This window comes from Acinetobacter sp. TR11 (assembly GCF_027105035.1).
Lineage (GTDB): Bacteria > Pseudomonadota > Gammaproteobacteria > Pseudomonadales > Moraxellaceae > Acinetobacter.
In genome coordinates this window covers 2444498-2458723 of sequence record NZ_CP114256.1, presented here as the reverse complement: position 1 = coordinate 2458723, position 14226 = coordinate 2444498, and the positions used below count along the sequence as shown (strand labels likewise).

10 protein-coding genes are annotated in these 14226 nt (G+C 40.3%); 6 read left to right on the top strand and 4 right to left on the bottom strand.

All coding sequences use genetic code 11. The annotated features are described in order from the left end of the window. Positions 1-79: 79 nt before the first annotated feature. A complete protein-coding gene (locus O1450_RS11690) occupies positions 80-253 on the top strand; it encodes a PA1571 family protein (protein ID WP_004664584.1) in 174 nt (57 codons plus the stop codon). A gap of 62 nt (positions 254-315) precedes the next feature. Here the strand turns inward: O1450_RS11690 and O1450_RS11685 are convergent, their stop codons facing one another. Together O1450_RS11685 and O1450_RS11680 are read right to left on the bottom strand one after the other, a co-directional pair. Beyond that, positions 316-1677: a WS/DGAT/MGAT family O-acyltransferase gene (locus O1450_RS11685; protein ID WP_269228553.1), complete on the bottom strand. Its 1362-nt coding sequence runs from the start codon at positions 1675-1677 to the stop codon at positions 316-318. Positions 1678-2126: 449 nt separating this feature from the next. Then, positions 2127-2861: a phosphoadenylyl-sulfate reductase gene (locus O1450_RS11680; RefSeq protein ID WP_269228552.1), complete on the bottom strand. Its 735-nt coding sequence runs from the start codon at positions 2859-2861 to the stop codon at positions 2127-2129. A gap of 172 nt (positions 2862-3033) precedes the next feature. On the opposite strand from O1450_RS11680, the gene thrH reads away from it, so the two are divergent. Next, a complete protein-coding gene (gene thrH, locus O1450_RS11675) occupies positions 3034-3651 on the top strand; it encodes a bifunctional phosphoserine phosphatase/homoserine phosphotransferase ThrH (RefSeq protein ID WP_269228551.1) in 618 nt (205 codons plus the stop codon). An 85-nt stretch (positions 3652-3736) separates the two neighbouring features. Here the strand turns inward: thrH and O1450_RS11670 are convergent, their stop codons facing one another. Beyond that, positions 3737-4966 carry an OmpP1/FadL family transporter gene (locus tag O1450_RS11670; protein WP_269228550.1) on the bottom strand — a complete coding sequence of 410 codons (1230 nt, stop codon included), beginning with the start codon at positions 4964-4966 and terminating at the stop codon, positions 3737-3739. A gap of 286 nt (positions 4967-5252) precedes the next feature. After that, positions 5253-6701 carry a long-chain fatty acid transporter gene (locus O1450_RS11665; protein WP_269228549.1) on the bottom strand — a complete coding sequence of 483 codons (1449 nt, stop codon included), beginning with the start codon at positions 6699-6701 and terminating at the stop codon, positions 5253-5255. 489 nt (positions 6702-7190) lie between these two features. Between O1450_RS11665 and kdpA the strand changes: the two genes are divergently transcribed. From kdpA to O1450_RS11645, 4 genes are read left to right on the top strand one after another with little or no spacing between them, the layout of a single operon-like run. Next, positions 7191-8888: a potassium-transporting ATPase subunit KdpA gene (kdpA, locus tag O1450_RS11660; RefSeq protein ID WP_269228548.1), complete on the top strand. Its 1698-nt coding sequence runs from the start codon at positions 7191-7193 to the stop codon at positions 8886-8888. Between the two features lie 16 nt (positions 8889-8904). Beyond that, on the top strand, positions 8905-10917 hold the full coding sequence (kdpB, locus tag O1450_RS11655; RefSeq protein WP_269228547.1) for a potassium-transporting ATPase subunit KdpB: 2013 nt from the start codon (positions 8905-8907) through the stop codon (positions 10915-10917). A gap of 9 nt (positions 10918-10926) precedes the next feature. Next, the gene (kdpC, locus tag O1450_RS11650; RefSeq protein ID WP_269228546.1) at positions 10927-11562 is read left to right on the top strand and encodes a potassium-transporting ATPase subunit KdpC; all 636 of its coding nucleotides are present in this window, start codon (positions 10927-10929) and stop codon (positions 11560-11562) included. A gap of 12 nt (positions 11563-11574) precedes the next feature. Beyond that, complete coding sequence (locus O1450_RS11645; protein ID WP_269228545.1) at positions 11575-14223, top strand: sensor histidine kinase; 2649 nt, start codon at positions 11575-11577, stop codon at positions 14221-14223. Positions 14224-14226 lie beyond the last annotated feature (3 nt).

Sequence of the window (14226 nt, the reverse complement as noted above, 5' to 3'; positions counted from 1 at the left end):
ATGAATTTTAAATACTAGAACCATAGAATGAGCCATAGGTATCTTGAGTACCTTAGCAAATAATATGAGGTATATAATTATGAATGTGAGCGAAAGATTAGTGAATCACGGTTTTAAGCATGTTTTAGACAGTAATCCAGTCAATACATGTTATATGGTTGATAGCCAAGGTAAAGAGGTTCAAATTACTACGGCAATGATCCGTTTAGCCTGCCATCAACTATTACAGCGTTGTCGTACAATTAAAAAATAAGGGGCTATTGAAAGCCCCTTAATTTTTTAGCGAATTTTTTAATTCACAACTTTCTGTTGTGGTCAATTCTCAATTGCTTGTTCAAAGCGTTGAATTTCATCTTCTAGATGAGCGAGAAGAGTTTGCATTTTTGGCACTGTATTACGACAAGCAAGTAGACCAACTTCCAATTTATCTAAATAGCTGGTCATGGTGATATTCAGTGCTTGACCATCCATGACGATTGAAGCAGGGTAGAGCGCATCAAGTTTTGCACCATTCCAATATAACGGCTCGCGTGGACCTGGTACATTTGAAATCACCAAGTTAAATGCCTGACGTTTCGGTAACATTCCTGAAGCGATGTTTAAGCCTGCTGGTCCATATACCAATGCACTATAGTTTAGGATTTCATTTGCAGTCATGCGGCTAAAACGCTGCTTTGAATTTTGGACGCTACGGCGAATAATTTCTAAACGTTCAATTGGGTCTGCAATATGAGTGGCTAGGTTTGCCAAAATCATGGTAATACGATTGCTGAAATCAGAATCATCAGTACGCAATGAAGCAGGAACCATCGCAATCAAAGGTTTTTTTGGCAAACTATTTTGATTGATCAGATATTCACGTAATGCACCTGAGCAAACTGCTAGTACCACGTCATTGAGTGTTACACCAAGTGTTTTAGCGATAAGGCGGAAACGTTCCAACTCAAAAGATTGTGCAGCAAAACGGCGAGAAGAACTCACACGTTGGTTTAAGATCGATGGTGGTGCTTGAAATGTTGAGACATAATCAGGATTTTTCCCGATTTCCTTAAATAAGGTTTGTGAAAGTTCCTGCATCACTTTAGGTGCGACTTCACACTGTGATTTAATCGTATCCAAAACTCCTCTGATTTTACTTACAGTAGGGGCTTTAGGTGCTTTTAAGCGTTTAGTACGCTTTCCTTCGACACACCATAATGGTACGACATGCTTTTCATTTGGGTCTTTGGAGAGTGATTTTTCGATCAATCGCATTCCAGCAACACCATCCACCATCGCATGGTGAATTTTGAAATACATTGCAAAACGATTGCCTTCAATGCCTTCAATAATATCGCAAGTCCATAATGGTTTAGCACGGTCAATCAATGAGCTATGCTGTTGTGAAATATAAACTAATAATTCACGAATACGGCCAGGGTTTGGTAATGCGATATGACGGAAATGATGGTCAATATCGAACTCATGGTCTTCTCCCCAGAAGAGTCCTGTGAGCTGATTGTTAAATGGTGCAACAGGAATACTTTTCGACTGACGAATATCCTGAACAAGATCATGCACGAAAGTCGGCGATGCATTCTCTGGAATTTCGAATAAAAATAAGCCACCTACATGCATAGGTTGCTGTCTTTTCTCTAATGATAGAAAAATAAAATCAATAGGGTGTAATGGGCGCATAGCAGATATAGCCTCTCATTGAATTTTTATAAGATACTTGTAGGGTTTGATGACGTTTCAACCATGCCTTGCGTTATAGGCTAAAACCACACAAACGAGGCATGAAATGCAGGCAATGGCGATACCCTTGTCAAGTTTCATAACGAAGTTTGGGGTAGTTTTAGCCATAACCCTTCGGGACAGGGACATTTTTTACCGCTACTGTGTTATGCCTTATTCATTTAGAATAGCTAAATCTCATAAGTCATGCCTTGTATCGTCTAAAAAAGTCCTCTGTCGCAAGCATCTGTGAAATGTCAGCAGACCCTATAATTCTTATTAGAATTATTGAACCGTTGTGCGAAGTATATACGGTTTAGTCTGGTTAAAATATGACTTTGTACAGGGGAGTCAGAAAAAATAAAACCACTGATGAATCAGTGGTTTTTATATACCAAATCTGCTATGTATTATTTTTTTAGATTGCCAGAATGTAAGCCACATTCTTTATGGGTTGCTTCTTCCCACCACCAACGACCTTCACGTTCATGTTGATTTGGCAGCACAGCACGGGTACAGGGTTCACAACCAATTGAAATAAAGCCACGCTCATGTAAAGGGTTGTATGGAATCTCCATCATACGAATATAACTCCATACATCCGCGCTGCTCCAGTTAGCAAGGGGATTGTATTTAATCAGTTGTTTGCCTTCACCAGAAAAGCCAACATCCGCTTGAACCACTGGAATCTCGTTACGTGTGCCTGGACTTTGGTCTTTACGTTGACCTGTAATCCAGCCATCTAAGGTTGCCAGTTTTTTACGTAAAGGTTGTACTTTACGAACACCACAGCATTCCTGATGACCATCTTCAAAAAAGCTAAACAACCCCTTTTCATTTACCAACTGCTGTACAGCAGTGGATTCAGGGAAGCAAATTTCGATCTTAATATTGTAATGTTTACGCACAGTTTCAATAAACTGATAGGTTTCTGCATGTAAACGCCCTGTATCTAAACTAAATACACGGAATGGTTTACCAATACGAGAAGCAATATCAATTAATACAACATCTTCGGCACCAGAAAATGAAATTGCAATTTCGCCTTCTTGGCTTAAAGCAAGCTCTAAAATTTCTCGTGGCGATTTAGCTGCATATTCAGCAGCAAGCGCATCTACAAGGTCAATAGTCGGAATAACAGTCATAGGTGTTCCTGGCGAAAGGCTTGGGCACAATTGTAAATCATTCTAAGCAAAGCCATTTGCTTGTCTTCGATTTTAATCTTGCAGAATAAAATCGTTTTATTTAACAACAGCGCAAAAAATGAAAATCTTAATGGTATGATACAGCAATTTTTAATCAACATTGGATGCATTCATGGAAATCGTATGCCTAGACCTTGAAGGGGTACTTGTACCTGAAATCTGGATCAACTTTGCTAAGAAAACAGGGATTAAAGAATTAGAAGCAACAACGCGTGATATTCCAGATTATGATGTTTTGATGACTCAACGTTTAAATATTTTAAAAGAGCATGGTTTGGGTTTAAATGATATCCAAGCTGTGATTGCTGATATGGGGCCATTTGAAGGTGCGAAAGAATTTGTTGAATGGGTACGTACACATTTCCAACTGATTATTTTGTCAGATACGTTTTATGAATTCGCGCATCCGTTGATGAAACAACTGGGTTGGCCAACGATTTTCTGTCACAAACTTGAGACAGATGAAAATGGTATGATTACGGCGTATAAATTACGCCAGCCTGATCAGAAACGTCAAGCGGTGAAAGCATTACATGGTTTAAATTTCCGTGTAATTGCGGCAGGTGATTCTTATAATGATACGACCATGTTGGGTGAAGCGGATCATGGTTTCTTATTTGATGCGCCAGCAAATGTGATTGCTGAATTCCCTCAGTTCCAGCCACTCCATGGTTATGAGGCACTAAAACAGGCAATTCGTTCTGTTTCACAGCGTAATATTCCAGAATAATCAAAATTTCTAAGCTTTTTATGAAAGATAAAGGAAATTTAAAAATAAAAGGCGCTTAGAAGCGCCTTTTATCTTTTGCTATTTATTAGAATTTATAACCAATTTTCAAACCATAAGCGATCGCATCATTATTTTCAAACTCAGCTACGTAGTTCGGCGTATTAAATTGAGAACCTGATTGAGCTTTAGCATCTCCTAACCAGAAATACTTTACACCACCAGCAATAAAGTAATTCGGAGCAGGGCTATATTGAACACCAACACCAACATTCCAATAACCTTCAGTTGGACCAAGTGTAGTTACAGGATTACCTGCACCAGAATCCCAACCTACAGAAACATTACCAGCCCAATGATCATTAAGTTTACGGCCTACGCCAGCAGTTACAGAATATTGGTCGTCAGTATAAGCCACTAGATCAAAGCCGTCTTTTTTACCAGTCTTATTAACGATAGGAGGTAGAACTGAAGCGGCTCCAAATTTATATGGACGAATCGCAAAGTCTTTCCAGTTTACCCAACGAACGTTTGCGAACGCCACAGTATTTTCCATAATTCCCGTTTGAAAATCGAGATTAACGGACTGAGGTGTCGTGATTTCAGTTGTACCTTGAGCATTGTTAATTTGATTTAACATCGCATCAAAAACAGGACTGTTTGTAAAACCTGCAAATCCATGATTCTCATATGCATTCATTTCATGCTTGATTTTTGCACGGTAAGTTAAAGATGTTTTGAGTGCAATTTCTGGAATTTGATAAGCGACACCTACTAACCAACCTACAGCTTCATCACGTCCAGTTTTGAAATCATAACCACTGTACGCACTATAACTTTCACCACGTAATAATACCGTTGCATCTAGTGTTTGATAAACTGCGCCTGCATATATGTTCCAGTTTAGGGTTGGTTGATAACCTAAAATTAAATTCAAATCTTCAGTATCAACTGTAACTGAAGTACCACCTTTAAATGGAAAAGGGCGGCTTTCGATAAAGTTACTTTTGCCTTTGTACTCTGCATCAGCCCCATAAGGTTGGTCATAAATAAGACCAATAGAGAATTTTTCGGTTGCCTGAATTTTTAAAGCAGCATTTGGCGAGTAATAATTACCTGCCATATTACCTGTCTCATTTTGTGAAGTATCTTTTCCTGATACATTTGGATCAAGAACTGAGACACCTGCTTCAAAATAGTTGCCTGCTTGTAAAAAAGGGGCAATAGATTGACCTGAACGGTCTAAAGCTGCTGCAAAAGCTGAAGTGGTTGGGAGTAAGCTAAGTAAAAGAGCGTGCTGAATCGCATTAAGCTTCATTGATATTTTCTCTCATATCACTTTGTAACAAGAATGTTGCGAAAAGTAACATAATTTTTATGGCTCAAAATATTTTACAAATGTCCATAAATGAACTGATAAAGTCATGAAAATTTCTTGAGAAGTGTAATTTTATATACTAGTTAGTATTTTTTTTAATACTTTGATTAATCATGTTTTTCTATATTTTAAGAATAATCTGTAATAAATTCTTGAAGCTATCCAGTTCTTAGCATAGCAATAAAAAAGACCATCAAATGATGGTCTTTTTTATTCGATCTATTGATTAGAAGCGGTAACCAATCTTTAAGCCATAAGCGATTGCATTATTGCTTTCAAAGTCAGCGACATATTCTTCTCCACCTGATTGAGCACCAGTTTGAGCTTTAGCATCGCCTAACCAAAAATATTTAACACCACCAGCGATAAAAGTTGTAGGAGTAGGACTATATTGAGCTCCTAAACCTACATTCCAATAACCTTCTGTTGGACCTAATGTTGTTACAGGGTTACCAGCACCAGAATCCCAACCTACAGAAACGTTACCAGCCCATTGCTCGCTAAGTTTACGCCCTACACCTGCATTCACAGACCATTGGTCATCTGAATATTCAACAAGGTTGAAACCATTTGGCTTGCCTGCGACTAAGCCTGCACCGCCGAGCACTTTCGAAAGTTCACCAAATTTATAGGGTTGGATTGAAAAATCTTTCCAATTTACCCAACGAACATTAGCAAAGGCAACGGTATTTGCCATGATGCCTGTTTGGAAATCAAGGTTTACAGATTGAGGTGTCGTAATTTTAGTTTTCTTGTCGGCAGATAGTGCTGAAAGTTTAGTTGGATCAACACCTAAACCTGCAAGTACATTTGCTAAACCAGGGAATGCTAATAACGAGAGATCTTCTTTAATATTCACATTATGATCAATTTCTGAACGATAAGTTAAAGAAGCTTTGAGTGCAATTTCTGGAATTTGATATGCAGCACCAGCTAACCAACCAGTACCTGTTGTTTCTTTGATATCTGCATCATAGCCATTGTAAACGCTATATGCTTCACCACGAAGGCTTACATTACCTTTTACTGTTTGAATTACAGGACCAGCGTAAAAATTAAGGTTTTTATTTGGTTGAAAACCAAAAACCATAGAAAGGCTCTGTGTATCTACTTCAACTTGAGTGCTATTTGAAGAGGTGCTTGAACCAAGATAGTTTTTAGCCGCATTTAAAGCACCAGCTAATTGTTGAAATTTTGGGCTACTTTGTACTTGAGCTTTAGCAGCTGCAATTGTTTGCGCATTTACAGGTTGGTTATTAGCTTGTAATAGGGCAATCGCGTTTTTTGTGACGATACCATCAATAGATTTTGCTGATAATACACCGTCATTAGAGTTTGATACAAAAACGTTATCACCCGTATATTTTGCATCAGCACCAAATGGTTGGTCATAGAGTAGACCAAAAGAGATGTTGTCAGTAAGCTGAAGCTTTAGTGCGGCGCTTGGGAACATGTAATCATCACCCATATCGCCAATTTCACGTTGAGTTGCAGTTACACCGGCTTCTTTCCCCTCAACAGTTGGATCTAGAACCGAAAGACCAGCTTCAAAATAGTTACCTGGTTGAAAAAAAGCAGACATAGATTGACCTGAGCGATCTAATGCAGCTGCAAATACTCCAGTTGCAGGTAGCGTCGCTAAAATCATGGCAGTGCTAAGATGTTTTAATTTCATTTTAAATCTTTCCTTGAACTTCAAGATTTTCTAAGTAGAGAAGCTATGATTGGCTTGTCAAATCATGTATTGAAATAGATTTGATATAACTTCATGTAACAAAAATACCATAATTAAAATAAGAGTAAATGTTCTAAATGAACTTGTTAGTACGATTGATTACATGAAAATGCACAAAAAAAATGCTATTTGTATTTTTATACATTTGTGTTTTTATTCATAATATAGTGATAAATATAAAGTATTAATAATAATTAATGATATTTTTTTTTGCATTTCTTTTAATTTTTTTTTTAATAAGGTCAAAGATTTTTTGTAAAAATTGAGAAATTTTTCTCCATAATTTTTCTTTAAAGCACTTTTTGACAATACTGAGCAGAATTTAAGAATAATTTTACGCAAAATTTACGTCCACTGGTTTTTTCAATATAGAGAATTTACGCCCTCAATTTCCATACTAAAGCTGACCTATTTTAAATGGCATTTGCTATGTGGGAATTTATTTCAGTATTTATCCTTTCAGTGCTGTTGGCTTATCCGCTAGGACACTATCTTGCGGATGTGATGCAAACCAAACCAATGAAGAGTGACCGCTTCTTTAAGTGGATTGAGCAACCAATCTACGCTGTTCTCAATGTGAAGCAAGTGGGCATGAACTGGCGGCAATATCTAGGTGCTTTTGTTCTGAGTAATGTGCTACTGCTTGGGGCGAGTGTCACTATTTTAATGACACAGGCATGGCTACCATTGAATCCTGATCATATCCCGAATATGAATTGGGACTTGGCTTTACATACCACCATTTCATTTCTGACCAATACCAACCAGCAGCATTACTCGGGGCAGTCTCAACTGTCTTATCTATCGCAAATGACCGTGATTGTGGGATTGCAATATTTGTCGCCAATTATGGGATTTGCCTTATTGGTGGCTATGTTAAGAGCATTATTTTTACAATCCGCTCAAGCAGAAGACTCAGAACAAAACAAATGGAATCGTATTAATCTGGGCAATTATTGGATGGATATCATCCGTCCCTTATTTCGATTCTTCATTCCTCTAGGATTTATTTTTTCTTTGCTACTGACCTTTCAAGGTGTGCCAGCAACCTTATCTGCTGGGCCAACAGCGCAAATTTTAGAGCAAAGCACAGAAGTCAAAACTCAGCATATTCCGCTCGGTCCTGTTGCACCGATGGTGGCGATTAAACAGCTGGGCAGTAATGGCGGTGGCTGGTATGGACCAAACAGTACTGTGCCTTTAGAAAATCCAACACCATTCTCCAATGTGATTGAGATGATCGCGATCTTACTGATCCCATTGTCAGCCGTATTTATGGTTGGGCGTTTTATTCAACGCAAAAAACTGATGTGGATGATTTTTGGCAGCATGTTGTTGATGTCACTTTCTTCAACGCTATTGACCCTGTGGGCTGAAAAATCTTCGCTCACTCCAAATACTGCTTTGATGGAAGGGAAGGAAATGCGTTTCGGTGCTGAGGCATCCGCACTATGGGGGAGTTTGACTACACAAGTGAATAACGGCTCTGTGAATATGATGCATGATTCGGCTTCACCACTGACGGGATTGGTTGAACTGTGCAATATGCTGATCAATGCCATTTGGGGCGGGATTGGTTGCGGTCTATTACAGTTCTTTATTTATCTATTTCTGGCGGTATTTATTGCAGGTTTGATGACAGGACGTACCCCTGAACTGTTTGGCCGAAAAGTTGAAGTGACTGAAATTAAGTTATTGGCACTGGTGATTTTATTACAACCTGTGGTGATTCTGGGTTTGACGGCCATCGCCATTGCCTTTCCATCCATGACAGGGACTTCAAATCCAGCGTTTCATGGTATTAGCCAAGTGTTTTATGAGTATGTCTCTGCCTACGCCAATAATGGTTCGGGTTTTGAAGGCTTAGGCGATAACACTGTATGGTGGAATCTGAGTGCCAGTGTCGCTTTATTGGCAGGGCGTTATAGCGTGCTGATCATTCCAGTCTTAATTGCAGTCAGTTTAGCAACCAAACCGCAAGCAGCCGAAAGCAAAGGTTCTTTACATATTGAGTCACCGACATTTGCACTGACCTTAATCGGGATCGTGTTGATTCTCACCTTATTGCAATTCATGCCAGTGTTGGTGATTGGGCCAATTGCTGACTATTTATCGATAAAAGTTTAAGCGTGGAGCAAGCACAATGAAACATTCAAATGCGACACAACAGATGGATATCTTGAATAAAGAAATTATTCAGCAAACTTTCCATAAATTGCTGCCTCAACACGCATTTAAAAATCCAGTGATGGCATGTGTGTGGGTAGGAACAGTTTTAACCCTTGTTGCCACTTTGATGGGGAGTACCAGCTTAGGTTTTGGTTTAGTCCTAAGCTTGATTCTATTGGTCACGGTCTTATTCGCCAATTATGCCGAAGCGGTTGCAGAAGCCAAAGGTCGGGGACAAGCTGCGTCATTACGTCAGGCGCGTGAAAATTTAACTGCAAATCGTATTCTCGATTTAAATGCCGTACCGACAGTGATTTCTGCAAATCTACTCAAAAAAGATGATCTTGTCGTTGTCAAAGCAGGTGAAATTGTTCCTGCGGATGGTGAGATTATTCAGGGTTTTGCGACCATCAATGAATCAGCGGTTACAGGTGAATCTGCGCCCGTACTGCGTGAAGCCAATACCGATCGTTCAGGTGTGATTGGTGGAACTAAGGTTTTGTCAGATGAAATTATTATTCGAGTTAGTAATGAGGCAGGGCATAGCTTTTTAGACCGTATGATTGCCTTGGTGGAAGGTGCCAACCGTCAAAAGACACCAAATGAGATCGCATTGAGTATCTTACTGAATATCATGATCATTACTTTTATTGTGGTTGTGCTGACTTTACCTGTGATTGGTTCAATGGTCGGGATCAAAATCAGCATCGTCTTGCTGATTGCACTGTTGGTCTGTTTGATTCCAACTACGATTGGTGGCTTGCTGCCTGCAATCGGTATTGCAGGGATGAACCGTGCTTTAAAAGCGAATGTCTTAGCAAAATCAGGGAAAGCGGTTGAAGTTGCGGGTGATATTGATGTGTTGTTGTTGGATAAAACTGGCACGATCACCTATGGCGACCGTCAAGCCACTGCTTTCTATCCATTGGCAGGTGTGACACCAAGTGAGTTACGCCAAGCAGCAATGCTCACCTCTTTTGCTGATCCAACGCCTGAAGGGAAGTCGGTCATCAGCCTTGGGAAAGAGTTAGGTGAAAGCATCCAAGAGCCAAAAGATGCCGAATTCATTCAGTTTAGTGCCTCAACACGTTTATCGGGTGTGGACTTGGCTACGGGACAAACGATTCGTAAGGGTGCAGTCGATGCCATTCTTAATTTTACCCATCAGAATATTCAAGACAACTTAGAGCTTAAAACTCGTGTAGAGCAAGTGGCATCTAAAGGTGCGACACCACTTGTGGTGGCTTCAAATCACAATATTTTAGGGGTGATTGAACTGTCGGATGTGATTAAGCAAGGGATTAAAGAACGCTTTGCACTGCTACGTGAGATGGGCATCAAAACTGTCATGGTCACAGGAGACAATCCATTAACCGCGGCTGCGATTGCGGCTGAAGCAGGGGTGGATGACTATATTGCAGAAGCGAGACCTGAGGACAAATTGGCGTGTATTCGTAACGAACAAGCGGCAGGAAAATTGGTCGCAATGGTGGGTGATGGTACCAATGATGCACCTGCCTTGGCACAGGCAGATATTGGTTTAGCCATGAACTCAGGTACTCAAGCAGCCAAAGAAGCAGGCAATATGGTGGACCTCGATTCGGATCCAACCAAACTGTTGGATGTTGTGGAGATTGGGAAGCAGCAATTGATCACCCGCGGTGCATTAACCACCTTTTCTTTGGCAAATGACGTATCTAAATACTTTGTGATTTTGCCCGCTTTATTTTCAGTGGCGATTCCACAACTTGGGGTACTGAATATTTTGCAATTGGGTAGCCCAAGCAGTGCGGTGGTTTCCGCTTTGATCTTTAATGCCTTGATTATTCCAATGTTGATTCCATTGGCACTCAAAGGTGTTCAATTCAAACCTGCCAGTGCGCTGCAATTGTTACGCCGTAATATGTTGATCTATGGGGTAGGTGGGGTGATCTTTCCGTTTATTGTGATCAAGCTGATTGACCTTGTTGTGTCATTGTGGATTTAGGAGTTGGAAATGAATACTTTATTGAGTCATGAGCAATTGAATCAACAGGACTTGGCATTATCTAGTCAAGGACATTCAGTCCTACGTCCGAGTCTAGGTTTAATTGCAGTTGGTTTCTTGATTGCAGGCATGTTGTACGCTACGGCTAGTGTCTCTGTAGCTCAGTTGCTTTTCCCTGAGCAGGCCAATGGCAGTTTAATCAAACTTGATGACAGAATTGTGGGTTCAAGCTTGGTAGGACAAAACTTTGTTAGTGAACAATATTTTCATGGACGACCAAGTGCGGTAAGTTACAATGTCGATGGCATGGCAGGCAGTAATTTAGCAATCTCTCATCCTGATTTACACAAACAAATTAAAGAGCGAACAGTGCAATTTGCCCAGAATAATCATATTACTGAGCAACACGTGCCGAATGAGATGGTGACGGCATCAGGAAGCGGAATCGACCCAGATATTTCACCTGAAAGTGCTTTATTACAGGTGAAACGCGTGGCACAGCAACGTCATTTATCTGAGCAGCGAGTGCGTGATTTGGTACAACAACAAATTCAGCCTGCACAATTCGGCGTCTATGGGCAAGCGCGGGTCAATGTGCTACAGCTAAATTTAGCCTTAGATCAATTGTCATCGACCATACGTTGATAGAGCGTAATTATGCAGATCGACCGTAATAACAAAGCAGATGCATGGTTGGCACATAGTCAACGTGAACAATCTGGACGTTTGACCATTTTCTTGGGTGCAGCACCTGGGGTGGGGAAAACCTATGCCATGCTGACCCGAGCGCATGAACTGATGCAGCAAGGGCAGCATGTGGTGGTCGGGGTCGTAGAAAACCACGGTCGATCTGACACCGAAGCTTTGATTCAAGGGCTGAATGTTATTCCAAGAAAGTCTGTGGAATATCAGGGGCGAATGTTGGATGAGATGGATCTCGACCAAATTCTTAAATTAAAGCCTCAAATTGTGCTTGTTGATGAATTGGCCCATCGTAATGTACCCAATAGTCGGCATGAATATCGTTGGCAAGATGTCAATGAGTTGTTGGATGCAGGTATTGATGTCTATAGCACCTTAAATATTCAGCATTTGGAAAGTCTGAATGATGTGGTTTTTCAAATTACGGGGATTCGGGTCACTGAAACTGTCCCCGATGCACTACTTAAACGTTTGAAAGATATTCGACTGGTTGATTTACCTGTTCCCGAACTATTAGAACGGATGAATCATGGCAAGATTTATTTCGCCGATGTTGCACCCCATGCATTACAAGGTTTTTTTAAAGCTGCGAATTTGACAGCTTTACGTGATCTGGCAATTCAAACTGTTGCAGGGCAGGTCGATATTGATTATCGAGAAAAATTTGTTGCGCAAGGGCAGATTATTCCGATTCAAAATCATGTGATGTTGGCGATAGATGGTTCTGAATTCTCTGAAGATTTGATACGCCGCGCCCATCGGATTGCGGAAAGGCGCAATGCAACGTGGAGCGTCATTTCGATTCAAAAAAGTAAGGTTGAAACGACCCAAGCTTTTGCAGTGACTAAAGCCTTTAATCTAGCGCGTAAGCTCGGTGCAGACACTTATTTACTCTATAGTAATCATATTGCATCGACTATTTTACAAGCGGCTTATGATTATGGTGCATCGAATATTTTACTTGGTAAAAGCCCTCAAAAATCGTTATGGCAGCGCCTATTTTCAGATCATATTGCCGATCAACTGTTAGAGAAACAGCATCCCTTTGAAATCACCTTTGTTCAGCCTTTAAAAGCCAAAAATAATGAAAAGCATTTGCAGAAAGATGTGGCGCATTCATCTTGGTTGGAACAAGGTTTAGCATTTAATCAACGTGAAGTGTTTGAAAGTATTATCATTGTATTGCTAGGATTGATTGTGGCAGCAATCAGTGATCATTTTATTGGGTATAGTGATTTAGCTTTGATTTTTATTGTGACTGTATTATTGGTTGCGATACGTGCCCGCATGTTGATTACAATTATCAGCGTATTCGTCTGTTTTTTACTCTATAACTACTTTTTTATCGAGCCTCGCTTTACCTTTATGATTAGTGCTGAACGTGGGGTGATTACAATTATCACGTTCATTGTCTCAGCTTTATTGGTCGGGCGTTTAGCCAACCAATTACGCGCTCAGGTGCTTAGCCTACGTGCTGCAAATTCATTGTCGTTACAGTTACAGGAATTAGAGCGCAAGCTATCGACCTGTGTAGATATTGAACAGGTGTTAAGCCTAGCTAAACAACATTTAGAAACCTCATTAAATGCCACGGTCTGGTTAAAAGTTGAAAATCAGTCTTTAGGTGATCCATCTGTCTTAAATGAAAAAGATCAAATTGCCGCAGATTGGACGCAGAAGAATGCGAAACCCTGTGGACGTTTTACCAATACGTTGACCAATTCTGATTGGTGGTTTATTCCGTTAAATTTGGTGAAAGAATATGGCGTGATTGCAATTCGCTTTCATCAAAATGCTCAAACCATCAGTTTTGAATTGCAACGTTTAACTGAGTTGATGATTGAAGATATTGCGCAAACTGTTGCTCGGGTACAACTGTCTTTACAATTAGAAAATTCTAGAGTAGTGGCTGAAACGGAAAAGCTGCGTTCAGCTTTGCTTTCTTCGGTATCGCATGATTTACGTTCACCCTTAGCCGCGATGATTGGTTCAGCAGATACGCTTAAATATTATGGCGAACAGATGCCTGAAAGCGATCGCCATGAATTATTAGACACCATTCACATTGAAGGGGAACGACTGGATCGTTATATTCAAAACCTATTGGATATGACTCGACTAGGTCATCAGGGTTTGACTTTAAGTCGTGCTTGGATCGGTGCAGATGAGCTGATTGGCTCGGCCACGCAACGACTGAAACGCTATCAGCCTGAGGTGAAAATCGAAGTTGCTTTGGCGGAAGAACTTCCGCAATTGTATGCGCATCCTGCTTTGATTGAACAAGCCATTTTTAATGTCTTGGAAAATGCTGCCAAATTTTCACCAGAGAATGTTCCGATTGAAATAAAGATTCAGCAAGAGCAACAATTTCTGCAAATTGACATTATCGACCAAGGAATTGGCATTCCCGAAGATGAACGCGAGCAAATCTTTGATATGTTCTACACCATGCAACGCGGTGATCGCGGTAAAACAGGAACAGGTTTAGGGTTGGCGATTGTCAAAGCCATTATTGGCGCACATATGGGCAGTATTGAAGCTTTTGCTGGAACAGATGGTCAGGGCACACTAATTAGAATACGATTACCACTGCATCAGGATTAAAAT